Annotated in this window: 22 protein-coding genes; 11 read left to right on the top strand and 11 right to left on the bottom strand. The window is 57.3% G+C overall.

The genetic code is table 11. The features are described 5' to 3' along the window. The first annotated feature begins 184 nt into the window (after nucleotides 1-184). Both ACTG20_RS11285 and ACTG20_RS11280 read left to right on the top strand, forming a co-directional pair. On the top strand, nucleotides 185-1,471 hold the full coding sequence (locus tag ACTG20_RS11285; protein ID WP_005333572.1) for a citrate synthase: 1,287 nt from the start codon (nucleotides 185-187) through the stop codon (nucleotides 1,469-1,471). Between the two features lie 92 nt (nucleotides 1,472-1,563). Next, entirely contained in the window at nucleotides 1,564-1,884 is a 321-nt protein-coding gene (locus tag ACTG20_RS11280) for a DUF4377 domain-containing protein (protein WP_129503911.1), read from the top strand. Between the two features lie 78 nt (nucleotides 1,885-1,962). Here ACTG20_RS11280 and ACTG20_RS11275 read toward each other — a convergent pair whose 3' ends face one another. Together ACTG20_RS11275 and ACTG20_RS11270 are read right to left on the bottom strand one after the other, a co-directional pair. Next, complete coding sequence (locus ACTG20_RS11275) at nucleotides 1,963-2,403, bottom strand: acetyltransferase (protein WP_194496133.1); 441 nt, start codon at nucleotides 2,401-2,403, stop codon at nucleotides 1,963-1,965. Between the two features lie 58 nt (nucleotides 2,404-2,461). Further along, entirely contained in the window at nucleotides 2,462-3,307 is an 846-nt protein-coding gene (locus ACTG20_RS11270; protein ID WP_194496132.1) for a DUF5718 family protein, read from the bottom strand. A gap of 299 nt (nucleotides 3,308-3,606) precedes the next feature. Here ACTG20_RS11270 and ACTG20_RS11265 point away from each other — a divergent pair, with 299 nt between their 5' ends. From ACTG20_RS11265 to ACTG20_RS11255, 3 genes are all read left to right on the top strand, one after another. Next, nucleotides 3,607-4,194: a class IV adenylate cyclase gene (locus tag ACTG20_RS11265; RefSeq protein ID WP_194496131.1), complete on the top strand. Its 588-nt coding sequence runs from the start codon at nucleotides 3,607-3,609 to the stop codon at nucleotides 4,192-4,194. Continuing rightward, nucleotides 4,191-4,583 carry an NUDIX hydrolase gene (locus tag ACTG20_RS11260; protein ID WP_194496130.1) on the top strand — a complete coding sequence of 131 codons (393 nt, stop codon included), beginning with the start codon at nucleotides 4,191-4,193 and terminating at the stop codon, nucleotides 4,581-4,583. Before ACTG20_RS11265 ends, ACTG20_RS11260 begins: the two co-directional genes overlap by 4 nt. A 488-nt stretch (nucleotides 4,584-5,071) precedes the next feature. Continuing rightward, on the top strand, nucleotides 5,072-6,190 hold the full coding sequence (locus ACTG20_RS11255; RefSeq protein WP_194496129.1) for a glycerol dehydrogenase: 1,119 nt from the start codon (nucleotides 5,072-5,074) through the stop codon (nucleotides 6,188-6,190). A gap of 106 nt (nucleotides 6,191-6,296) precedes the next feature. Here the strand turns inward: ACTG20_RS11255 and pdxY are convergent, their stop codons facing one another. The 3 genes from pdxY to ACTG20_RS11240 all read right to left on the bottom strand — a co-directional run bounded on the left by pdxY (nucleotide 6,297) and on the right by ACTG20_RS11240 (nucleotide 8,758). Next, on the bottom strand, nucleotides 6,297-7,160 hold the full coding sequence (gene pdxY, locus ACTG20_RS11250; protein WP_194496128.1) for a pyridoxal kinase PdxY: 864 nt from the start codon (nucleotides 7,158-7,160) through the stop codon (nucleotides 6,297-6,299). Nucleotides 7,161-7,333: 173 nt separating this feature from the next. Next, complete coding sequence (locus ACTG20_RS11245; protein ID WP_194496127.1) at nucleotides 7,334-8,110, bottom strand: DUF429 domain-containing protein; 777 nt, start codon at nucleotides 8,108-8,110, stop codon at nucleotides 7,334-7,336. Between the two features lie 84 nt (nucleotides 8,111-8,194). After that, nucleotides 8,195-8,758 (bottom strand): VC2662 family protein, encoded by a 564-nt coding sequence (locus ACTG20_RS11240; protein ID WP_107684906.1) that lies wholly within the window; start codon nucleotides 8,756-8,758, stop codon nucleotides 8,195-8,197. 260 nt (nucleotides 8,759-9,018) lie between these two features. On the opposite strand from ACTG20_RS11240, the gene ybcJ reads away from it, so the two are divergent. Continuing rightward, the gene (gene ybcJ / locus ACTG20_RS11235; protein ID WP_005361116.1) at nucleotides 9,019-9,252 is read left to right on the top strand and encodes a ribosome-associated protein YbcJ; all 234 of its coding nucleotides are present in this window, start codon (nucleotides 9,019-9,021) and stop codon (nucleotides 9,250-9,252) included. 33 nt (nucleotides 9,253-9,285) lie between these two features. Here ybcJ and ACTG20_RS11230 read toward each other — a convergent pair whose 3' ends face one another. The 4 genes from ACTG20_RS11230 to ACTG20_RS11215 form a co-directional block, all read right to left on the bottom strand. Continuing rightward, nucleotides 9,286-9,759 carry a DUF4442 domain-containing protein gene (locus ACTG20_RS11230; protein ID WP_162506367.1) on the bottom strand — a complete coding sequence of 158 codons (474 nt, stop codon included), beginning with the start codon at nucleotides 9,757-9,759 and terminating at the stop codon, nucleotides 9,286-9,288. Between the two features lie 166 nt (nucleotides 9,760-9,925). Beyond that, entirely contained in the window at nucleotides 9,926-11,677 is a 1,752-nt protein-coding gene (locus ACTG20_RS11225) for an ABC transporter transmembrane domain-containing protein (RefSeq protein ID WP_005361118.1), read from the bottom strand. Then, nucleotides 11,674-13,410: an ABC transporter transmembrane domain-containing protein gene (locus ACTG20_RS11220; protein WP_194496126.1), complete on the bottom strand. Its 1,737-nt coding sequence runs from the start codon at nucleotides 13,408-13,410 to the stop codon at nucleotides 11,674-11,676. Before ACTG20_RS11220 ends, ACTG20_RS11225 begins: the two co-directional genes overlap by 4 nt. A gap of 166 nt (nucleotides 13,411-13,576) precedes the next feature. Beyond that, nucleotides 13,577-16,381 carry a hybrid sensor histidine kinase/response regulator gene (locus ACTG20_RS11215; RefSeq protein ID WP_194496125.1) on the bottom strand — a complete coding sequence of 935 codons (2,805 nt, stop codon included), beginning with the start codon at nucleotides 16,379-16,381 and terminating at the stop codon, nucleotides 13,577-13,579. A 187-nt stretch (nucleotides 16,382-16,568) separates the two neighbouring features. On the opposite strand from ACTG20_RS11215, the gene trxC reads away from it, so the two are divergent. Together trxC and ACTG20_RS11205 are read left to right on the top strand one after the other, a co-directional pair. Next, the gene (gene trxC, locus ACTG20_RS11210) at nucleotides 16,569-17,003 is read left to right on the top strand and encodes a thioredoxin TrxC (protein ID WP_069555989.1); all 435 of its coding nucleotides are present in this window, start codon (nucleotides 16,569-16,571) and stop codon (nucleotides 17,001-17,003) included. A gap of 161 nt (nucleotides 17,004-17,164) precedes the next feature. Beyond that, nucleotides 17,165-18,547 carry an SLC13 family permease gene (locus tag ACTG20_RS11205; protein ID WP_194496124.1) on the top strand — a complete coding sequence of 461 codons (1,383 nt, stop codon included), beginning with the start codon at nucleotides 17,165-17,167 and terminating at the stop codon, nucleotides 18,545-18,547. 63 nt (nucleotides 18,548-18,610) lie between these two features. Here the strand turns inward: ACTG20_RS11205 and ACTG20_RS11200 are convergent, their stop codons facing one another. Both ACTG20_RS11200 and ACTG20_RS11195 read right to left on the bottom strand, forming a co-directional pair. After that, the gene (locus tag ACTG20_RS11200; protein ID WP_194496123.1) at nucleotides 18,611-21,085 is read right to left on the bottom strand and encodes a glycogen/starch/alpha-glucan phosphorylase; all 2,475 of its coding nucleotides are present in this window, start codon (nucleotides 21,083-21,085) and stop codon (nucleotides 18,611-18,613) included. A 375-nt stretch (nucleotides 21,086-21,460) separates the two neighbouring features. Further along, nucleotides 21,461-21,658, bottom strand: coding sequence for a DUF4250 domain-containing protein (locus tag ACTG20_RS11195; protein WP_005333612.1), 198 nt, complete (start codon nucleotides 21,656-21,658; stop codon nucleotides 21,461-21,463). Between the two features lie 230 nt (nucleotides 21,659-21,888). Between ACTG20_RS11195 and ACTG20_RS11190 the strand changes: the two genes are divergently transcribed. The 3 genes from ACTG20_RS11190 to ACTG20_RS11180 all read left to right on the top strand — a co-directional run bounded on the left by ACTG20_RS11190 (nucleotide 21,889) and on the right by ACTG20_RS11180 (nucleotide 23,720). Continuing rightward, the gene (locus ACTG20_RS11190) at nucleotides 21,889-22,374 is read left to right on the top strand and encodes a cell division inhibitor (protein ID WP_005333614.1); all 486 of its coding nucleotides are present in this window, start codon (nucleotides 21,889-21,891) and stop codon (nucleotides 22,372-22,374) included. A 412-nt stretch (nucleotides 22,375-22,786) separates the two neighbouring features. Further along, entirely contained in the window at nucleotides 22,787-23,221 is a 435-nt protein-coding gene (locus tag ACTG20_RS11185; protein ID WP_164979952.1) for a YcgN family cysteine cluster protein, read from the top strand. A gap of 127 nt (nucleotides 23,222-23,348) precedes the next feature. Beyond that, nucleotides 23,349-23,720 (top strand): hypothetical protein, encoded by a 372-nt coding sequence (locus tag ACTG20_RS11180; RefSeq protein ID WP_440008008.1) that lies wholly within the window; start codon nucleotides 23,349-23,351, stop codon nucleotides 23,718-23,720. Nucleotides 23,721-23,843: the final 123 nt, after the last annotated feature.

The following is a 23,843-nucleotide window of genomic DNA, read 5'->3' as shown; positions in this document are numbered from 1 at the left end:
TATTTAATTTAACATTTCATTAATGCCATTAATGGGGTTCCAGCAAAATTGACATTGATAAGGAACTCTGTTTCAAATAAGGCGCTCCAGCCACTTCGGTATGGGTAACAACCTTTGCCAGCGTCATAAAAGTCGTAATAGAGTAGGACTGGAACCAAATTATAAAGAGCAAAGGAGACGTGCTATGGCTGATAAGATAGCCACCCTACACCTGCCCGGAAAAGATCCGGTCGAACTGCCGATCCTCTCCGGCACCATCGGCCCGGATGTCATCGATGTCAGAAAATTGGGATCACAGGGGTATTTCACCTTTGACCCCGGTTTTATGGCGACCGGTTCTTGCAAATCTGCCATTACCTACATTGACGGGGATCAGGGTGTCTTGCTGCACCGTGGTTACCCCATCGCCCAGTTGGCCACCCAGGCCACCTATCTGGAAGTCTGCTATATCCTGCTGTACGGCGAAGCGCCGACCAAGGCCCAATATGCCGAATTCGAACGCCTGGTCACTCGCCACACCATGGTTCACGAGCAGATAGCCTTCTTCTTCCGCGGCTTCCGTCGTGACTCCCACCCCATGGCCATCATGTGCGGTGTGGTCAGCGCCCTGTCAGCCTTCTATCACGATGCCCTCGACATCAATAACGAGCAGCATCGCGAGATCTGTGCCTTCCGTCTGCTCTCCAAGATGCCGACTCTGGCAGCCATGTGTTACAAGTACTCCATCGGCCAGCCGTTCATGCAGCCGCGTAACGCCCTCTCCTATGCCGGTAACTTCCTGCACATGATGTTTGGCGTGCCGACCGAAGAGTACAAGGTCAACCCCATCGTTGAACGTGCCATGGATCGTATCTTTACCCTCCATGCGGATCACGAGCAGAACGCCTCCACCTCCACCGTTCGTCTGGCTGGCTCCTCCGGTGCCAACCCGTTCGCCTGTATCGCCGCGGGGATCGCCTCCCTGTGGGGACCGGCCCACGGTGGTGCCAACGAAGCCTGCCTGCGCATGCTGGAAGAGATCGGCTCGGTGGATCGCATCCCCGAGTACATCGCCAAGGCCAAGGACAAGAATGATCCGTTCCGTCTGATGGGCTTCGGTCACCGTGTCTACAAAAATCACGACCCCCGTGCCACCGTGATGCGCGAAACCTGCCACGAAGTACTGACCGAGCTGCAGATCAAGGATCCGCTGCTGGACGTGGCCATGGAGCTGGAGCGTATTGCGCTCTCCGACCCCTACTTCGTCGAGAAGAAACTCTACCCGAACGTGGACTTCTACTCCGGCATCATCATGAAGGCGATCGGCATCCCGATGAGCATGTTCACCGTGATCTTCGCCATCTCCCGCACTATCGGCTGGATTGCCCACTGGAACGAGTTCCACTCAGACCCGGACAGCAAGATTGGTCGCCCACGCCAGCTCTACGTGGGCCACCCGCTGCGCGAGTTCACTCCACTCGAGCAGCGCTAACCACTGCGCTGATATGGTTTGTTACAAAGGCGGTCATTGACCGCCTTTTTGTTTGCCGCTCTAATGCCCCCTTTCGCGTTAAGGAGTCCATTATGAAACCACTGTTTATCAGCGCAGCCTTGCTGCTGACCGCCTGCCAGAGCGCCCCCGCCCCGTCACAGGAAGAGACCCTCTATATCAACAGCCAGTTGGTCGATTGCGTCGGAGTTGGCCCGATGCAGTGCATGCAGGTTCGCAGTGATGAGCAGCAGCCCTGGACGCTGTTCTACCAGAATATTGAAGGTTTCCAGTTCGAGCCGGGCTACCGGTATCAGCTCACAGTCAGCAAGGAGCAGCTCACCGATGTGCCGGCCGATGCCCCCTCCGTGCGCTATCAGCTGATCAAGGTAGTGAACAAGGTCGCCAGCAAGTAACAAACACGATCAAAAAAACGGGGGATGGCTGATGCCATCCCCCGTTGGTTTATGGGTACTGCGCCTCATCAGGCACGATCAGGTCGGCGCCAGCGCCATATGCAGCAGAGGATAGGGCTTGCCCTGACCATCCAGCGGCGAACGACCCGTCACGGTGAATCCCATCTTCAGATAGAAGCCCACCGCCTGTTCGTTCTGCTCGTTGACGTCAACCTGCGTCGCGCCGCCCTGCGTGATGGCATGGGCCACCAGCAAACGCCCCACGCCACTACCGCGCGCCTCGGGAGCCACAAACAGCATCTCTATCTTGCCATCGCATAGCCCGCAAAAACCGGCAATGCGCCCCTCTTCTGTGCGGGCACAGTGCATTGTCACCGCATCGAAGTAGTGCTCCAGAATAAGCGGTTTGAGCGCGAGGATCTCGGCCTCGGGCAGGAAGTGGTGGGTCGCCCGCACCGAAGCCTCCCACAGATCGATCAGGGCCGGATAATCGGCACGCGTTGCAGTATCAATCTTCATCAATGACTCTTTGTTGCAGCCAGCAGGATGGCTGTGGCCTCCCCGCTAGCCAACCTGATTAGCGCGCCTGCACCGCCTGCAGCAGCACCGACATATCAGCACCAAAGTGGCGGCTGCGGATCGCCTCGCGAATATCCGCTTCGCTATAACGGCTGCCCGGATAGACCACCACGCAAGAGGTGTCGCCGGGCTTGAGGAAGTGGGTCTCGCCAAACGGGGTATAACGGGTGGCGCCGATGCTGATGAGCGCATGGGGAGGATACCCCGCCTGCGCCAGCAGCCCCTGAATGTGTTCCGCCGGACCTTCATCCTGCTGATGGTTGAACTTGTCGATGGCCCAGTCGAGCAGCTTGCAGTGGAAGTAGCTGTAGTCGATGGCGGCGCTGTCTACCCCGTAGGGGTGCAGCTCGCCATCGCGCTCCAGATAGCAGGCGATGCGATAGTCATCGAGCTCGCAGCCGGCGGCAAAACCGGAAAGCGGCAGCAGCTTGTCCGCCAACCCCTTGCTCTCTTCACCCCAGTTCTTCTTCTCGCTGATCTTCTTGGCATTGGGACGACGGATGGAGCAGTCGTTATAGGCGCCAAAGGCACGGGGATGGATCGCCACCACCTGCTTGTCGGCATACTCCAGCTCGCACCAGAGGGCCACTTCCGGCTCGATCTGCACCTTCTCGTCACCGCTGACCGCCGCTTCCGGCAGGAAGATCGCCTTGTCGCTCAACGGGAATACCCCGAGCTGACCCGGATGGCCCGGCACGAAAAAGGGAAACAGCGCCTTGGGCGCCGTGGTGTCACGCACCACTACCGCTACGAAGTCCGACGCTTCGCCCGCCTGCTCCAGATGACCGGCGAAATTGCCCGCGACCCCGAGTCCGATAAACTTGCTCTCTGCTGCTATCTGCATCTTGCTCACCTGCATCTTGCCCACGCAAGGTAGCAGGCCCGTCGCCCACTACCGCTAAAGTGGCAAGATTAAACCACAAGGGCCCCGCCTTCGCCCAGTCCGGCCCTGTCGTGGTGTGCGCCAGTCCACTTTTTTAGGGACGAGAAGGCTGTGGTGAACCAGCCATTGCGCACTCATTCAGCTACGCGGTCACCGCGCTGGAAACAGTGCGTTTCCGGCATCTCCCCTCTTTCTCCTTGGGACTCAACTTCATCTTTGTTAGGCTGCCTGCCACACAGGCTCACAGAGGGATCTTCTTGATGTCACAGGCGCACTTTCAGGGCCGCTTCGAAGTCGAGTTCAAATATCAGCTGACAGATCGCCCCGCCTTCCTCAAGGCACTGCTCGCCCTCAATCCGGAGATCATGCTGGAGGATAATCTGGAGCAGGATCGCTACTTCGACACCCCGGATGATGCCCTTGCCCAGGCTGGCAAAAGTCTGGCTATCCGCACCATGCAGCCCTCCGGGATCCAGCTCTGGATCGTCAAGGGGCCCGAGGCGGATCGCTGCGAGGCGGTCACTATCAATGATGCGGACAAGGCCGTCAGCATGCTCTTGACCATGAACTACCGGCAGATACTCGTGATCACCAAAAGGCGCAGCATCTACTTCATTGGCCCGTTTCACGTCACCCTGGATCATCTGGCCGAGATCGGGGATTTTGCCGAGCTCGCCATCATGACCGATGACGAGGAACGCCTCCCGGCGTTTCGCCAGCAACTGCTCGCGCTGGCAGATCAGTTGGGACTTTCTCCCGATGCGCAGGAGCCTCGCTCCTACCGCACCCTGTACACCCGGTACATGCAGGCAATACACACAACACAAGCAGAGGATGCAACTCAATGATCGACAAACTCGCCTGGCTCACCTTTAAAGATCAGCAGCTGCTCTGCGCCCGCTCCCACGGCAAGGACATCTATTACATCCCAGGCGGCAAGCGGGAACCGGGCGAGAGCGACGAGGCGGCGCTGATCCGCGAGATTGAGGAGGAGCTGGCTGTCACCCTGCAGCCCGATACCCTGCGCTTTGTCTGCGAGTTCAGCGCCCAGGCCGATGGCAAACCGGCAGGAGTCGAGGTGAGACTGCGCTGTTACATCGGCGAAACAAGCGGCACCCCAATCGCCTCGGCAGAAATTGCCGAGCTGCGCTGGCTCGACAGCTCTCACCTCGATGAGCTCTCCCCCGTCTCCCGCTTGCTGTTTACCTGGCTGGTTGAGCAGGAGCTGATCCGCTGACAAGCCGTACTCGCGGCGAGCATAAGTACCTACCTCATATGAACCAACGGTGGCAATCAGCCACATAACAGAGCAACGACAAGGATGTCAGATGAACATTGTGGAAGTTAAGAGCGCAGCAACCTACCAAAGTGCACGCAACGCCGATGGCTCTCTTACTGCGACCGTCATCTTCTACAAACCGCTCTGACCATCCCCTATCCCTTATCCAAATACAGCAGGGCCGCACCAAGCGGCCCTGCTTGTTGCCAGCGTGACTGTTTGTTGCAGCAATATGGCTTGCGACGGATTGCCACGATAGAGCCATTGCGCCTGTATGCCTCAACACCGCCAATTGCTCGCCCCAAAATACAACCAAACAAACAGAAAGATTAATTAATGATTAAAACGCCCCCCTTTTCTTCTTCATCTATTGCCTCATCAGGCGTATCGTGAGAGACCCATTTGATAATCAAATCTATGTTGTTCACTGCCTTGAGGAATAATGGATGCCCACTTTGCCCCGTACAGTTACCTCCCCCAAAAAGTTCATCATCGGTCAACACCTTCTCCCGCAACTCCATGAGCACGTTAAAGATTTTGGTGACTATGCGTTGCTCATCAGCGATGAGTTCATTCTGGAGCGGGTACGGGAAGAAGCTTTGGCGGGACTCCTGCAGGCAGGTCTCAGGGGAGTGGTCGACAAGTTTCGCTACGAATGCACCGAACAGGAGATCCACCGCCTGACCCACCTTGCAGAGCAATATGGTGCGAATGTGATTGTCGGGATCGGCGGCGGCAAGACGCTGGATGTCGCCAAGGCCGTGGCCTTCTATCTGCGCCGTCCGGTTGTGCTGTTCCCGACGATTGCCTCCACAGATGCCCCCTGCACGGCACTGGCGGTGATCTACAACCAGGCGGGGGAATTTGAGCGCTATCTGTTCCTGCCGCAAAATCCGGACGTGGTGCTGGCTGACACGGCCATCATTGCCGCCGCCCCTCCCCGCTTCTTTTCCGCTGGCGTTGGTGATGCCCTAGCCACCTATTTCGAGGCGCGCGCCTGCTATCGGTCGGACGGGCTCAATCTGGTCGGCAAGCGTCCTTCACGCACGGGCCTTGGTCTGGCACAGCTCTGTTACGAGCTGCTTGGTGAGAACATCGAGCTGGCCATGGATGCGATACGCCACCATGTCTCGACTCCGGCGCTGGAGCAGGTCATCGAGGCCACCATCTACCTCAGCGGGGTCGGCGCAGAAGCCGGTGGACTGGCCGCCGCTCATGCCGTCAACAACGGCATGTCACTGATCCCGGAGCTCCATCGCGCCCAGCATGGCGAGAAGGTGGTCTTCGGCCTGCTGACCCAACTCGTGCTTGAGCGCGCCCCGCAACATGAGCTTGATGAGGTGTTTCGCATCATCGACTGTGCAGGCCTGCCCATGACGCTGCAAGAGCTGGGGCTCACCCACTTTGATGAAAGCGAGTGGCGCAAGGTGGCGCAGCTGGCCTGCGATCCCCTCGATACCATGGGCAACATGCCGATGACAGTGAGTGAACAGGATGTCTACGCCGCCATGGTAGCGGCCAATGCCATGGCTGAGCGTTATCGCCTCCGCCATCCCCGCATCTGATTGCTTGCCGCACTAAATAGGCAAACAGTAAAAAGGCTTGCCCATTGGCAAGCCTTTTTCATTTGCATCCCATCCCTTGTCGGGATAGACGAACGTCCGCGCTGACTCAGGGCAGTTTCACCGCTCGCACCGCAACCTCTGGCAGGGCGAAGGCATCTTGCGCAGCGATGAGTTGCAGCTCGTAAGCCTGCTGGCGCCAGGTCTCCTGCAGCACCGCATCCACCGAGGCGTTGGTGCGCTCGAACGCGCTGACCGCATCGTGACCGGCCAGCAAATTGGCCAGCATCAGGGCGCTGATAAGATCGCCAACCCCCACCGGCTGGCGGGCAAAGTCATAGAGCGGACGGGCAATCAAGTAATCCCCTTGCGGGGTGGCCAGCAGCATCTCGAAGCGGCTGGAGTCCTGCGCCGCACGACCGAGATGCTTGACCAGCACCAGCTTGACGCCGCGGGCCAGCAGCTGATGGGCAGCCGCGCGGGTCTGATCCAGATCAGCCAGATGGGTATCACAGAGGGTCTCCAGCTCCAGCAGGTTGGGGGCCATCATGTCGGCCACCGGCAGCGCCTGCTCGGTCAGGAAACGGGTGACGCCGGGAGCGACGATACACCCCTTCTCCGGATGACCCATCACCGGATCGCAGAAGTAGATGGCATCGGGGTTGGCCGCCTTGACGGCGTTGACCACGGTCAGGATCTCGTCTCCCTGTTCGGCGGAGCCAAGGTAACCGCTCAGCACGGCGTCACACTGACTCAACACCTCGATATTGCTCAATCCTTTCACCAGCGCACTGATATGACCCGCCGGCATCGCCATCCCCTGCCACCCCTGGGCATATTGGGTGTGGTTGGAAAACTGCACCGTGTTGATGGGCCATACATCCATACCGAGGCGGCGCATGGGGAAGACGGCCGCGCTGTTGCCGGCACAACCAAAGACCACGTGGGACTGAATAGAGAGAACGGATTTCATCGGGAATACCACAGCAAAGGATCAGCAAGGTGGGCAATATATCGGATGAAGATAACGATGCGCCACCTTGGCGCGGGATGAACAGGCAATTTCCTGACTAAAGACAGGTTTTTTGCGCCATTTGGCCCGCGTCCACAGGGTGAGCGGCGCCATGATGTGCCACGTCCCCGTCGTCACATGCCGCTGTGCTCTACAGCATGACGGGCAAAGTGATAGACCCATCCCTCATCACACAACATGTCACTGGGTGGCGAAATCAGCTCAGGCAATACCGTCACCTTGCCACCAGCGGCATATTGCAGCGCCATCAGGGCGCAGAGCGCCGCATCATAGCGATCGGTGCTGACCAGCACATCCGCAGGCAGCTGCGCCGCCAGCTCGGGCCGTGCCGGGGAGGCCTTGCCGCCCACTTTGGCCAATGCCGGATAGACCTCCAGCACGGCACGACTGGCCTTCGGGGCAACGGTCGGCACCAGTTGCAGATCAGAGAGCTGCGGCAGCATGGAGAGCGCCAGAGTGGCGTTGTTGCCAAGCCGGTCGAAGGTGGCCGACAGCGGCTTCTTGCCGTACTGCTGATACAACCAGCGCTCGCAGTCGCGATAGGCGTAGGGGTTGTCTATCTCCCGTTCGGGCACGGCGCAGCTATGTGGCTGGCCGTTGAGCAGATCCCGCAAGGCACGGGGAAAGGCGAGCGGCGCATCGATGCCGAGCGCCAGTTGCGGGCAGGCTTCTACCTGCATTAGGGTCAGTTCGTTTTGCAGGGCCGGACGCAGCAGGGCGGCCAGATCCGGCGCCACCCGCGAGCTCAGGCGAAACAGCGGCGACACCCCGAGCCAGTGCAGGCGGTTGGATTCGGCCTGCCAGCCCACCACGGCCACCGCCTGGGCACTGCCCTGCCAGCCACGCACATCCCAGCCGATCCCGATTGCACTCATTTGCCCTGCCGTCATCAATTACCTCTGTTCGCCTGTAACAAGTTGCAAGAGGCACAGGGTAATCAGCAGATGCCTTTAACGCAAAGCGAACTGCCTTGGTCAGAACGATTTCTGGAAGTTCACCAGTGGCAGAATGGGGAACACGCCGTTGGCGGCATAGTTGGCCAGCCCGATCTGCAAGCCATCGAGGTGCTTGGTGGCATTGATAAAGCCAATCTGGAAGGTGGTACGCTCGGCATAGTTGACCAGGCCAACGTTGGCCAGCGCATTGCCCTTGGCGATATTGACCGCCCCCCAGTTAAGCCCCTGCACATTGTTGGTCAGGTTGACCAGCCCCAGATTGACGCCGGTATCCTGCCCTTCGTGCCAGTTGATGGCGTTGATGGCGACCCCGCCAAACTGGTGGCGCACCCGACCAGCACCCAGGAATACCCCGAGCTGCAGGCCGCTGAACTGATCCACATCGGAGAGGGCGAAGATCGGCAGATCAATGCCCTTCACCTGACCGGTCCGACCGTAGAGCAGCGAGGCGCGCGCCCCTTCCACCTGATGGGACGCGGGCAAATTGACCCCGGGCAGCGAGACCTGCACCGGAGTACTGGCCTGCGCAACACCGCACAGAGTCAGGGCGCTGCATGCCAGCAGCAGGCGGGAGAGTGTCATGGGAAGTTCCTTGGGCCATTGAGAGTGGCCCGATCCTAACAGTCAAGGGAGAGTGTGGGCACACCAGCAGGGACGAGGTGCGTCACGATACGTCACGGTTGGCCCTCTAACCTCTCCATCAGGTCTTGCGAAAGCGCCACCTCAAGGACAATCGGCCACTTTTTCGCAGCGAGTGGCCCCTCTTCCTTTCTTTGCCTGAGCGAACTGCCTAAAATAGTCGCCCTGCTGTATCCGGCATTCATCCATCTAGAGGATTTCCCATGGAGACGTTTCTGCTCGAAGGTCACCCCTTCGTTGCCTTGTGTGACCTTATCAAACATCAGGGGTGGGCCGATTGTGGCGGCGCCGCCAAAGCCCTCGTTGCCGAAGGGCTGGTCGAGGTGGACGGTCAGGTGGAGACCCGCAAGCGCTGCAAGATCGTGGCCGAACAGGTGGTCAACTTCAACGGCATGAAGGTCGTGGTGAAAGAGGGCGTCAGCCCGGAGATAGGCTAAACCCGTTTCGGGGAGCCACTCTCCGGCAACCCGCTAGCTGGCCTTGACTGACAGGGTCAACACAAAACGCGCCATCGCCTCATCCCCGTTCAATGACGGACAGGTGGCCACCACCTGGATGGGGCGATTGATGCGCTGACCGCTTGCCAGCGATTCGTCGATCATGGCGTCAATCTCCTCCCCCGCTGCGCAGTCGAACTGCACATCCCCCTCCGGTCGTTTCAAAAACTCCCCCTGCACATCCTTGAAGGCGAAGTGCACCTTCTTGCGCCGCTGCCGCCCCTTCTCCATCACCAGTAGACCACCTACCAGATCAGCGCCGGTCGCCAGCGCGCCAAAATACATGCTGCCCAGGTGGTTGCGGGTACGCCAGCCAAGGGGAATGCGAATGCGCAGCGCCTTGGCGTTCATCTCTTCGATGATCGGGGCACAAAACCCGATGACGGGAATGTAGCGCCAGGCAAACAGCCGAAGCGCCAGATTGGCTTTGAAGCGTTGCAAATCCATATGCGAACTGATCCGATGAGTTAATGTAAACAACATGTTGCCTGCATCTGCGCCATTCGACAAGCACAGGGATCACGGTTACGACCTTTGCCCAACGCAAAAAAACAGAGGGAACCGCACAGGTTCCCTCTTTTCGTTCATCTCGCTGTTACAGCAAATGTGCCGATCAGGCGCGCTTCTCTTCGAGCCAAGCCCCCTGACTCTGCATCTCGAACAGCTGGGCATAGTGACCGCCGAGGGCCATCAACTCACCATGGGTACCCCGCTCGCTCACCTGACCGCGGGAGAGCAGCAGGATCTCGTCCGCATCGACGATGGTCGAGAGGCGGTGGGCGATGGCGATGGTGGTGCGGCCACGACGGGCAGCAGAGATCGCCTGCGACAGCGCCAACTCGGTCTGGGAGTCCACGCTGGCCGTCGCTTCATCCAGAATGAGGATGCGCGGATCCCCCACCAGCGCCCGGGCAAAGGAGAGCAGTTGCCGCTGACCGGCGGAGAGGTTCTTGCCCCCCTCCTCCATCAGGGTGTTGATCCCCTGTGGCAAGCTGCGCACAAAGTCGGCCAACTGCACCTCGCTCAACGCCTGCCAGAGCCGCGCTTCGTCTATTCCGGCGCGGCCGAGACGCAGGTTCTCCGCCAGGGTGCCGACGAAGATAAAGGGATCTTGCTGCACCAGCCCGATGCTGCGGCGCACCGCCGCCAGCGACAGGGTATCCAGTGCGTGATCATCGAAGCGGATCTGCCCCTGATCCAGCGGATAGAAGCCCATCAGCAAGCTGATGATGGTGGACTTGCCGCTGCCGGTATGGCCCACCAGCGCCAGCATCTGGCCCGGTTTTGCGGCAAAGCTGACCTCCCGCAGCACCTGCTGCTCACCATCGTAGGAGAAGCTCACCCGCTCGAAACTGACCCGCCCTTCCAGCGGGCGCAGCTCGCCCTCGGTGCTCTCGCGGGTTTCATCGAGCAGGGCAAAGACCCGCTCCCCCGCCACCATCGCCTGCTGCAGCTGGTTAAGCTGGTTGGTCATCTCGATGAGCGGCTCGATCATCCGCCCCAGATAGCTGATAAAGGCGTAGAGCACCCCTACCTGAATAGCACCCGCGTGGCTCCCCCCCTCATGGGCAAACAGCGCCAACAGACCAATCAGCACCATCATGTAGAAGAGATCGATGAGCGGACGCAGCAAAATGCCGTTGATCTTGAGGCTCTTGATCCGTGCCGACCAGTGTTGCTGGTTCACCTCGGCAAAAGCGTTGGCAAAGTGGCGCTCCTGCACCATCGCCTGAATAACCGGCATCCCCTGCAGCGACTCGTTGAGGCGGCTGTTGATGTCGGAGAGCAGGCTGCGGGTCGCTCGCACCACCGGCACGCTCAGTTTCTGGTAGAGCCACATCACCCCGCCCACGGCGGGCAGCAGCAGGGAGCAGACCAGCATCAGCCGCAGATCCAGCAGCGCCATGGAGATGAGGATGCCGCACAGCAGCACCACCTTTTGCACCAGCAAACCAATCACCTGCACATAGAGGTTCATGATCGCTTCGGTGTCGTTGGTGATGCGGGAAATCAGCGAGCCGGAGCGATGCTTGTCAAAGTAGCGGGCCGGCAAGCGGATGGCGGTAGCAAATACCTGCTCGCGCAAGGTTTGCACCACCGCCTGGGCGATACGGTTAAAGCGCAGGGATTGCAAATAGAAGCCCGCCGCCGAGAGTACCTGCAAGCCCAGATAGCCCGCTGCAATAAGGGCTATGGTGGGCAGCACGATATTGCGAGGCGCCAGATAGTCATCGATAAAGAGCTTGATCAGCAGCGGCCCGGCCACTTCGGCGCCGGTGGCAAGCAGCAAACAGATCCCCGCCTGGATCAGCCAGCGAGGATACTGGGCGCAGTAGGCGAGCAGTCGTTTAATGGTCGGATTCACAGGCTCTCCTCCACCGCTTCTTCGAGACGCTGGTAACGCACCATATCTGCATACCAGCCATTGTGCGCCATCAGGGTACCGTGATGACCCCGCTCGCTAACGGTCCCCTGCTGCAGCACCAGGATCTCGTCGGCCTGCTCCACCGCCGTCATGCGATGGCTGACCAGGATCAGGGTGCGACGATGGGCTTTGAGGGCATGCAGAATTTGCTGCTCGGTGTGGGCATCTACCGCCGAGAGCGCATCATCGAGCACCAGAATGGGCGCATCCAGCAGCAGGGCGCGGGCAATAGCCAGCCGCTGTTTCTGGCCGCCGGAGAGGGTCACTCCTTTCTCCCCCACCTCGGTCTCATAACCCTTGGGGAAACGCACGATATCATCGTGGACACAGGCAATGCGTGCCACCCGTTCGACCTCCTCGCGGCTCGCATCGGGTTTGCCGAGGGCAATATTGGCGGCGATAGTGGTGGAAAACAGGAATGGCTCCTGCGGCACATAGGCAAATTGGCTGCGCAGTGTGGCGAGCGGCAACTGGTCAATCGGTACGCCCCCCATGACAATCGAACCGTGAGTCGGATTGGCAAGGCGCATCAACAGCTTGAGCAGGGAGCTCTTGCCTGCCCCGGTGCGCCCCACCACCCCGAGCATCCCCCCTTGCTTGAGGGTAACGTCGATATCCGCAAGCAGGATGCGCTGCTCAAGTTGATAGCTCACCCCTTTGATCTGCAATGGAAAGGCAGAGGTAAACACCGCCGACTGGGCGGGCTCTTCGATATCGCTGCGCTCCCCCAGCAGGCTTTCGATACGGGAGTAGGCGGCGCTGCCTCGCTCGATGATGTTGAACAGCCAGGCGATGGCAAACATCGGCCAGATCAGCTGGCCGAGGTACATGGTGAAGCTGGTGAGCTCACCCAGAGTCAGCTCATCGCGCAGCACCAGCACACTGCCCCCCGCCACCGCGAGGAAGTAGGAGCAACCGATACAGAGATAGATGACCGGATCGAACTTGGCATCGATGCGGGCCACCGCCATATTGCGCTCCCCCGCCTGTTTGGTCAGCTCGGCAAAGCCTTCATCTTCCAGCGATTCAACCGCATAGGATTTCAACACCCGCACGCCGGAAAGGGCCTCCTGGGTCTTGTTGTTGAGCTTGGAGAAAGCCCCTTGCGCCGCCTTGAACTGGGTGTAGATCTGGGTGCCGAAGCGGTTCATGAAATAGGCCATCACCGGCAGCGGCAGCAAGGAGACCAGCGTCAACTGCCAGGAGTACTGGCTGCACATGATGGAGAGCACCAATACCCCGACCATGATGGAGTCCACCAGAGTCAGCACCCCTTCGCCAGCGGTCATCTCCACAGCCTGAATGTCATTGGTGGCATGGGCCATCAGATCGCCGGTACGGTGGCGCTGATAAAAATCTGGGCTCATCCGGGTGAAATGGCTGAACAGGCGATTGCGCAACACATAGGCCAGACGGTAAGAGGCACCAAACAGCATCACCCGCCAGACGTAGCGCAGCAGATAAATCAGCACACCCAGACCAAACAGCCCCGCCAGATAGCGCATCAGGGTACCATTGTCGAGACCGCCCTTGGTGATGCCATCCACCACCCAGCCCACCACTTTGGGTGGAATAACGGTCAACAGGGCTACCATCAGTAGCAGGGAGATGGCAGCCAGATAACGGGGCCACTGCTCCTTGAAAAACCAGCTCAATCGTAGAAATACGCTCACACCACCAACCTTTAGCGCTCTCTGCCCGTGACCGCTCCAAGGAGCGGCCATCAGAGAAGCCACGCAGAAATAGAAGAATGAAAACAATCGCCTCCGGCTGGAGGCGATTCGAACGAAAGCTCATCATATCCCGAACCGGGATGGTTGAGAATAATTACTATTTAATTCACTGTGACATGCGATCATCACCTGATGAATAGGGATTATACGAATTTTCATGCTGCTCACCGGTCAACAGGAAGTGTGACACCTCTTCCCGGGTCTGGCTGAACACCTGTTGCAACTGCTCCAGATCCGTCTCGCTTAGCACCTCGTTTTGCCGCAAGCGCCACTCCAGCTCGCCAGCCACCAATTGCAGACGGGCCGCCGAGATATTGGCAGACACCCCCTTGAGGGTGTGCAGCAGCTTACTGGCCACCTCGGGCTGCTGACGGCGCAGGGCGGAGCGGATCTCCCACAGGTCGTCCTTGTGTTCCGACATGAACAGCTTGAAAAGGATCTGCAACGCCTCCTTGTCCTGCTCCAGCCGCTTGAGGGCATCCTGCAGATCGAGGATCCCGATCATATCCGGCGGTTTCACCTCCATGATCCCCGCCTGCTCCACCCCTTGCGGCTTTACCCACTGCAGCAGGTTGTTGTAGAGATCCAGCTTGCTCACCGGCTTGGTGACATAGCCATTCATCCCCACCCCCAGGCAACGCTCCTTGTCACCGGGCATGGCACTGGCGGTGAGGGCAATGATGGGCACATCGTGCTTGTCGACCATCTTGCGGATCTGGCGGGTGGCATCGAGTCCGTCCAGCACCGGCATCTGCAAATCCATCAGGATCACGTCAAAAGGCTGCTCGGCGACCCGCTCCACCGCCTCCCGACCATTGCTGACCACACACACTACCGCATCGACGCGCCGCAGATACTCGATGATGAGCTGCTGATTGACTCGGTTGTCTTCCGCCAACAGCACTCGGGTACCCTGCAACAGGGATTTGAAGTGTTGCTGATCCCCCTGAGCCTCGGCCTTGCGCAGGTTGAGCTCGTAGGAGCTACCGTTGAGCAGTTCATCCACCTTGGCCAGCAGGGCATTTTCGGTCATCGGTTTGGGCAGAAAATGGGTCAGCCCCATGCTATCCATCCGGGCGTGCAGCCCCTCTCTGGCCCAGGCGCTGATCATCAGGATGGGGATCCGCCGCCACTGGCTGTGCTGATACATCTCCAGCGCCAGATCGAGCCCATCCTCCTGACCCATGCGCCAGTCGAGGATCGCCAACCGCAGATTCGGTCCCTCTTCACGAAGCAGCTGACGGGCACGGGAAAGGGAGTTAACCGGCAGCACTCGCACTCCCGCCCGAGTCAGAATGTCCCTGGCCAGATCCAGCACCAGTTCGTTGTCATCCATCACCATCACCAGCGGCTGGTTTTCGAAGAAGACTTTCCGTCCAGCCACACCGTAGACCGCCTGCGCCATCGGAATATCGAACTTGAACAGAGAGCCGACGCCAGGCTTGCTCTCTACGGTGATCCGCCCCCCCATCAGCTCCACCAGCCGCTGGGAGATGTTGAGCCCAAGACCCGAGCCGCCATATTTTCGGGTATTGCCCGCCTCCAGCTGGGTAAACGCCTGAAACAGTTGGGTCTGCTTCTCTTCGGCAATGCCGATGCCGGTATCGCGCACACTGAAGCGGATCCGCATTGGGTGAGGATTGGCCAGCTCGATGCAGACTTCGACTTCACCGCGTTCGGTAAACTTGATGGCGTTGTTCACCAGATTGACCAGTACTTGCCCCAATCGTAGGGGATCTCCACGCAAGAAGACCGGTACCTCCGGTGACTTGCGAATAACCACCTCCACGTGCTTGCGCTCCGCCAGATCGGCAAACATGCCCGCCAGCGAATCGAGCTGCTCGCTGAGATCGAAGTCGATCTCCTCCAATGTCAGCTTGCCGGACTCCACCTTGGTCAAATCAAGGATGTCGTTGATCAGCAGCAGCAGGGTATCGGATGAGGATTTGATCTTGCCCAGATAGTCCCGCTGTTGTTGATCCAGTTCAGTCTGCAGTGCCAGCGAGCTAAAACCTATGATGGCATTCATGGGGGTGCGGATCTCGTGGCTCATGTTGGCCAGAAAATCGCTTTTGGCCTGGGCCAGCAAGCCGGTCTGGCGCGACAGTTCGCTCAGCTTCTGGTTACGGCGCCACAGGGTGAAGGCCACCAGCGCAAAGCAGATCAAAGCTCCGCACAGCACCATCAGATAAAAGCGATTCATCAAAGAGGAGGCGCGCTCCAGCTTGTCGAGTTTCCAGCGCACCAAACTCTCGATCACATGCATGTCGATGAGCTGGTAACGCAAGGTGTGATAGGCCATCACCTGCTGGCTCATCTCCTTGCTCAGGCGGATCAGGGTCGCGATCTCCGGCAAGTTGCCATAACGGGATTGCAACTGCTGTTGCAGCTGATCCAGCGTAGTCTGTTCACGTTTGTCCCAACTGCGCTGCAGATAGTTGCTCAGTTGCGCCAGCTCCTCCAGGTCGCGATGAAGCGCACTGTCTGACGGGCTTATCCCCCGCACCTTTTTAATCTGGGCCTGCAGGGGCGCATTGAGGTACTCGATAGCCATCTCAATGGCATGAAGCCTAGCCAGCGCCATCAGATAGTTGTCCATGTCATCAAGCAGAGCCTGGGAAAGGTCGTCTTGCACCAGCTCGGGATCGCTTCTGACTTCCCGAACAAAACCGTCAAGGGTGATGGATAACTGGTTCAGGCGCTGCTGGACATTACTGTCATTGGCCTGCTCCCGCCCAAGCAGATAGACGGTATCGGCGTTGATCCGGTTCAGCACCACCTCGGCCGCGTCATTCAGGTCGTGGGCCTGTTGCTGCTGACTGAGCGACTGCCAGCAGTAGCCCGAAAAGGCGAGCAGCAAGGCAACGATCAGCCCTGGCACAGCACGGTTTTTCCGTGATCCTTTATTCATCCCGTCTCGACTCTCATCTGGTGGTCGCTGAATTATCCGGTTAGGCAATGAACCCTGGGGGAATTATCCACTCCCGCTGGGCACTGTGTTACCGTTATTGCTCTGATATTTCGCTATTGTTTCGCGATTGCTTCATTCTGGCTTCTCATCATATCCCCGGCCAGAGCTGATTTAGAAGGAACCAATTATGTCATTTATCACTACTTATTGTAGCCACTGCTTTACCAGGAACCGCCTGCCCGTTACCCATATCGATACATCTGCCAAATGCGGGCGCTGCAAAGCCCTCCTGTTCAGCCAGACCCCTTGCCTCGGGAAGGCGGATAACTTCGATACCCTGATCAACTCAGATATCCCGGTCGTGGTCGATTTCTGGGCCAGCTGGTGCGGCCCATGCCAGCAGTTTGCTCCGGTATTTCATGAGGTTGCCCATGAACTCGAACCTCGGATGCGCTTTGTCAAAGTCGATACCGAGCAACAGAGCACCATTGCCGCCCGTTACGCCATTCGCAGCATCCCCACCCTGATGGTCTTCAAACAGGGTAAACTGGTGAACCAGATAAATGGATCCTTGCCCAAGAACATGTTCAAGCAGTGGCTGGAACAGTTCATGGATGTTTGATTTATATTTCGCACATGTTTTATTTATGTGTTCATTTCCTCATTTTTATCAATGAGTATGTGAGTAGAGGCTGATTTTCAACATGTGAGTCTGTTTCAAACAAGTGAATGGATGTAATCTCGGCAACACAAAAACAACCATAAATTAACCGAGAGAACATTATGCACACATCAGCTGTACCCTCTGCTCCATCTCGCTGGCTGGACATCAAATCAGGGATCGTCATCCTGGATGTTTTGCTACTTTGTGCCATGCTCGCCTGGCTCCCGTTTGACCCCATGGTCAACAAGGGGCTGGGCATTCTGGTCTTTATCGCCATCCTCTGGCTGACCGAAGCACTGCACGTCACCATCACCGCGCTGCTGGTACCCCTGCTGGCTACCGTGCTCGGGGTGTTTGACATGAGCAAATCCCTCACCGATTTTGCCAACCCGATCCTGTTCCTCTTTTTTGGCGGTTTCGCCCTCGCGGCAGCCCTCTCAAAACAGGGACTGGACACCCTGATGGCAGGCAAGGTGATGCACCTGGCCAATGGTCATCTGGGTTGGGGCGTCATCCTGCTCTTTACCATCACAGCCGCCATGTCGATGTGGATCAGCAACACCGCTACCACCGCCATGATGCTGCCACTGGCGATCGGTATGCTGGCACGCCTCGATAGCAAAAAAGAGCGCGCCACCTTCGTCTTCGTATTGCTGGGGATCGCCTACAGCGCCAGTATCGGCGGCATCGGTACCCTGGTGGGTAGCCCACCCAACGCCATCGCAGCCGCCCAGATGGGGATTGGCTTCACTGACTGGATGAAATTCGGTGTTCCAGTAGTGCTGATCCTGATGCCCTGCGGCATTGCCCTGCTCTATCTGGTAACCCGCCCGCGTCTCAGCCACCGCGTCGAGATCCTGGATGTCACCATCAACTGGACCCGCGAGCGTAAAGTGACCCTGGCAATCTTCCTGACCACCGTTGTGCTCTGGATCGGCTCACAACCGATCTCCAACGCCTTTGGCGGTATTCCGCAACTCGACACCCTGATTGCCATGGGTGCCATCGTAGCCATCGTGGTCAGCCGTGTCGCCAGCTGGGATGACGTCAACCAGAACACCGACTGGGGCGTACTGATGCTGTTTGGCGGCGGTCTGACCCTGAGCGCCATTCTCAAAGCCACTGGTACCAGCGCCTTCCTGGCCAGCCATCTGTCGGCCGTGCTCTCCAACGCCAACATTTTTGTCGTATTGCTTATGCTGGCCGCCTTCGTGGTGTTCCTGACCGAGCTGGTCTCCAACACCGCCACCGCCGCGCTGCTGGTTCCCCTGTTTGCCGGTGTCGCCGAGGCGCTGGGTGTATCACCTGTGGTGATGTCGGTGTTGATCGCTATCGGTGCCTCCTGTGCCTTTATGCTGCCGGTCGCCACGCCGCCCAATGCCATAGTCTTTGCCAGTGGCCACATCCGCCAGAGGGAGATGATGAAAGCCGGTATGGCTCTGAACGTGGTCTTTACCGTGTTGCTCGCCCTGCTGGCCTACTTCGTTGGCGATATCCTCTGATCCAGCTCCCCCCAATAAACAAAAACCCCCGCATTGCGGGGGTTTTCTCATTTATGAATCCGATTAGCCTATGTTGCAGGCCTTCAGATCCCAGATCCGATCCACATAGTCCTGAATAGAGCGGTCGGAGTTGAACTTACCCATGGTGGCCGAGTTGATGATGGCCTTCTTCGCCCACAGTGCCGGATCCCGATACCAGGTATCGATCAGCTTGTGTGCATCCGAGTAGGACTGGAAGTCCGCCAAGGTCAGGTAAGGGTCTCCCCCTTCCAACAAGGAGCGCTTGATGGAGGCCAGCTCACCCGGACGACCAGGCGTGAAGTAGTCGGTATCAAACCAGTCCAGCACGGCTTTGAGCTCGGAGTTGGCATAGTAGAAGTCATACGGGTTGTAACCGCGCGCTTTCAGCGACTTCACTTCGTCCACGTTCAGACCGAAGATGGCACAGTTTTCGGCACCCGCCTCTTCAGCGATCTCGATGTTGGCTCCATCCAGCGTCCCGATGGTGATTGCACCGTTGAGTGCCATCTTCATGTTGCCGGTACCGGATGCTTCATAACCTGCAGTGGAGATCTGCTCGGAGACATCTGCCGCCGGGATCAGCTTCTCGGCCAGACTCACGCGGTAGTTCGGCATGAACACCACTTTCAGCTTGCCCTGGATACGAGCATCGTTATTGACCCGATCCGCCAGCTTGTTGATGGCATAGATGATGTCTTTGGCCAGCTTGTAACCGGGCGCAGCTTTGGAGCCGAAGATAAACACGCGTGGGTGCATGTCATAGTCCGGGTTGGCCAGCAGGCGACGATAGAGCGCCATGATGTGAATAAGGTTCAGCTGCTGGCGCTTGTACTCGTGCAGACGCTTGATCTGAACGTCAAAGATCGCCTCGGCACTGACATCGATACCGGTTTCGTCTTTGATGACCTTGACCAGCTTCTCTTTGTTGTGACGCTTGATGGTCATGAACTGCTGCTGGAACGCCTTGTCGTCGGCAAACTTCACCACGCCACGCAGTTTGTCCAGTTGCAGCGGCCACTCCTTGCCCACTACTTCGTTGTAGAGTCCAGCCAGTTCCGGGTTGCACGCCAGCAGCCAACGACGCGGGGTCACCCCGTTGGTCACGTTGCACATTTTTTCCGGCCACAGCTCGGCATACTCGGGGAAGAGATCTTCCTTCACCAGCTTGGAGTGGATCTCGGCCACACCGTTCACTTTAGACGAACCGATCACGCACAGGTTGCCCATGCGAACCTTGCGCACATCTCCCTCTTCGATGATGGAGAGCTTGGCTTTGATAGCATCGTTGCCCGGCCACTTGGGCTCCACCAACTCGTTCAGGAAGCGGGCGTTGATCTCGTAAATCACCTCCAGATGGCGAGGCAGTACTTTCTCGAACAGGCTGACCGACCACTTCTCCAGCGCTTCCGGCAGCAGAGTGTGGTTGGTATAAGAGAAGACCTGATAGCAGATAGCCCAAGCGGCATCCCAGTTCAGATCTTCCTCGTCAACCAGCACCCGCATCAGCTCCGGGATGGCGACAGTCGGGTGAGTATCGTTGAGCTGAATGGCAATTTGCGCGGCAAAGTTGCTGAAGTCACTGCCATGGACCCGCTTGTAGCGGCGCATGATGTCCTTGATGGAGCAAGCACAGAAGAAGTACTGCTGGATCAGACGCAGCTCTTTACCTGCATCGGTCTCATCGTTCGGATACAGCACCTTGGAGATGGTCTCGGCCTGGGCTTTCTCAGCCTGGGAGTCGATGTAACCACCGGCGTTGAACACGTCCCAGTCGAAAAACTCGGAGGCGCGGGATTCCCACAGACGCAAGATGTTGACGGTGTGACCGCCAAAACCGACCACCGGAATATCCCAAGGCACCCCTTTAATCTTGCGACCGGCGTGCCATACCTTCTTCAGGCCGCCATTGTCACCAAACACGGTCTCGACGTAGCCATAGAGCGGCACGTCTTGCACCGACTCGGGGCGGCAGATCTCCCAGGGGTTGCCATATTCACGCCAAGAGTCCGGACGCTCGATCTGGCGGCCATCCTGGATTTCCTGACGGAACAGACCGTGTTCGTAGTGGATACCGTAACCAACCGCCGGATAGTTCAGAGTGGCCAGCGAGTCAATAAAGCAGGCAGCCAGACGACCCAGGCCGCCGTTGCCAAGTGCCATGTCCGGCTCTTGTTCGCACAGGTCGGTCAGTTCCAGACCGAGTTCGCCCAGCGCCTCTTCGCAAGTCTTGTAGAGGGAGAGGTTGTGCAGGTTGTTGGAAGTCAATCGTCCCATCAGGAATTCAGCAGAGAGATAGTGAATCGCACGAGTATCTTTCTTGAAATGAGTCTGCTGAGTGCGGGTCAGGCGCTCGTACACCTGTTCATTGACAGCCGCAGCAGTGGCTTTCCACCACGCTTCGGGAGAGGCTTTCTGTTCGCTTGTACCCAAGGTAGAACGCAGGTGACGCACGATACTCGCCTTGAGCTGATCTTTATCCAGTTGGAGATCCTGGTCTGTCTTCTTCTTGGTAGCCATAAACCATATTCCTTCGTTACAAATAAAATTGTTATCCCGCTTGCGGGACCGGCGCTGTTGTTATCTCAAAATATGTACCGGCGTGAGAATACTAACTAAAGCGGCAGAATTAAAAGTTAACGCAAGTCACACTTTAACCGATAAAAACAGCCTGAAAAGCTTGAAAACCCTTTCCTTTAATTGATCGCACAAAAACAAACATTCCCTTTATTATCATAAACTTAATGAAACAATAAAAATATTTTGGCATGAATAGGTTTTCAGAGATTGCCAAGCCTTGAAAATCCCTGAAAATAGGCAGCAAGACGGCACATTGAAACCGATTTCAATGTGCCTGAAAAATTACCGTATAAATATGAAGCAATCATTGCACCCTTAAAGATGTGCCTTGAACTGATTACTCAATGGATCGTAATGGTACCCAATCTGATCCAGACGTCCTGCCAGCTGCTCTTCACTCATATCGTAATAGGCCAGCAACTCCTCCAACCCGTCACACTCAAGCCTTAGCTTCTCATTGATGATGCCCAGCAAGATGTTGGCATCAAGACGTTGCAAGGTACTGATATCCATGGCGGCACCTCCTGTAAATGACCTGTATAACCATGGGCGGTTACGCAAGGTTTGTCCATAGTACAAAAAACACCCAACCAGCTTTATATTAAATAGTGTTTAAAAACATAATCTTACTAACGACACATGCCAACACCATCACATTTTTCAGCAAAAACACCTTGTCACTGCCACAGGATAGAACTACTGTATACGCATACAGCTTGGATATTCATACAGGAACCCCATATATGAACCAGCCCCTGCACTCACTGCCCTTTGCGATGAATCGTGTCATGAGCAAGCCCTGGCCAACCAGAACCGCCTGCAAAGCGGAGTTGGCTCATTATGGTGTGACTATCCAGTCTGATGATCAGTTTCTGAGCGAGCTGACAAAGCTTGGGGAGGCTCATACCGGCTGGATCTTGTTGATCGCACCGCCGGGACGCCCCACAGTCAGCCGTCTGGAAGAGCGAGGTATCGATCCCAAGAGAGTGCTGGTGGTACATAGCCCCAAAATCAAGAACTGGCAGCAAACCCTGGAGCGCAGTCTGGGCAATGGTCACTGCGCCGCCGTATTTACCTGGCTACCCGAGCAGATCGAGCTGGATCACGTCAAGCTGCAGCGACTGGGACAGCAATCTGGCGTACTCACCCGCTTCTTTGGCGCGAAACGGACTAACCTCGGCACACCTCTGCTGGCCTATGCAGAGCAAGATATCTATCTCAATCATTAAGACAAAAGACGAACGCCTACGCAGGCTCTCCCGCGGGTCGCAGTGACAGAAGGGCGCAAACAATATGTGACCAGCGGCTTTATTTGAAAGACAAGCGTGCAACAGCCTGACGGCAGGCATCGAAGATCATTTGACCCTGCTTGCTGCAAGCAGACAAACATCAAATGATGAAACGGATAAAGAAGCAGAAAATAAAACCTGAACTGGACAATCATGCAGCCCAAGTATTCAAACCTGCGGGACTTCCTGCCCACCAGCGAACCCGTTTGAGCAATATGATGAGGCTGAAAGTCATTGCATTCATTTGAGCTGGTCACGACAATTTGCTCACCGGAGTGACCCTCTCCTTGAAATACCGGGTAACAAGGGGTATAACCACGCGTTTTATCAGGTGTAATAAGTGAGCGGTATGATGCAAACCCCCTTTTGGCAGACCAAGAGTCTGCAGCAGATGACTGAATCCGAATGGGAATCCCTCTGCGATGGTTGCGGAAAATGCTGCCTCAACAAGCTGATCGATGAAGATACCGACGAACTGGTTTTCACCAATGTCGCCTGCAATTTGCTTAACACCAAGACCTGTCAGTGCTCTGATTACGCCAATCGTTTCAAAAAAGAGCCTGACTGTCTGCAGATCACCCATGACAAGATCGCCGAATATGACTGGCTCCCCTCAACCTGCGCATATCGCCTGCTGTCTGAAGGTGACGCTCTTCCAGAGTGGCATCCTCTGCTGACCGGCAGTCGTTCCGCTATGCATCAGGCTGGTCAATCCGTCCGTGGCAAAGTCATTCACGAGGATCAGGCGGGTGAATGGATCGATCACATCATCACCTGGGCCAGCTGACACGCTCAACCCGCTATTCTCCAGAGGCAAGGGCTGCACAATGTGCAGCCCTTGTTGTTTCTGCAAGCAGGGTTTGTAGCTTCACACATATCTGGCTGGCTAAACCAGACCCCCTCCCAGCTGCGCATTGAGAGAGATAGAGGCAGAGGCAGAGGCAGAGGCAGAGGCAGAGGCAGAGGCAGAGGCAGAGGCAGAGGCAGAGGCAGAGGCAGAGGCAGAGGCAGAGGCAGAGGCAGAGGCAGAGGCAGAGGCAGAGGCAGAGGCAGAGGCAGAGGCAGAGGCAGAGGCAGAGGCAGAGGCAGAGGCAGAGGCAGAGAATGATTCCATAGTCACAGGCTTATGGGTATTGCTTGATACCCGCGATGGCGCCTCTGTTCACCCCTTAAACCTGATCAGCTGTTCCACGAGCCATAGCAACACTGATGCAATGGCAGGCAGAGCAACCGCCTATCCCCTTAGAGCGCGAATAAAGCATAATCGCATTACAGACGGTGCCTAGGTCAATCCTGGTGAGCCCCTCCCCTTGATCCTCTTCAAATCCCCAGTAATAACTGTTGTGGTTGCGATGGAACTGGGGGCGATTCACAGGGGATGATTACTCCCCCTGAATCGCACGCATAAA

This window comes from Aeromonas sp. 84A, assembly GCF_051919345.1.
Lineage (GTDB): Bacteria > Pseudomonadota > Gammaproteobacteria > Enterobacterales > Aeromonadaceae > Aeromonas > Aeromonas veronii.
The sequence above is the reverse complement of the archived record's forward strand: the minus strand, read 5'-3'. Positions and strand labels throughout refer to the sequence as shown.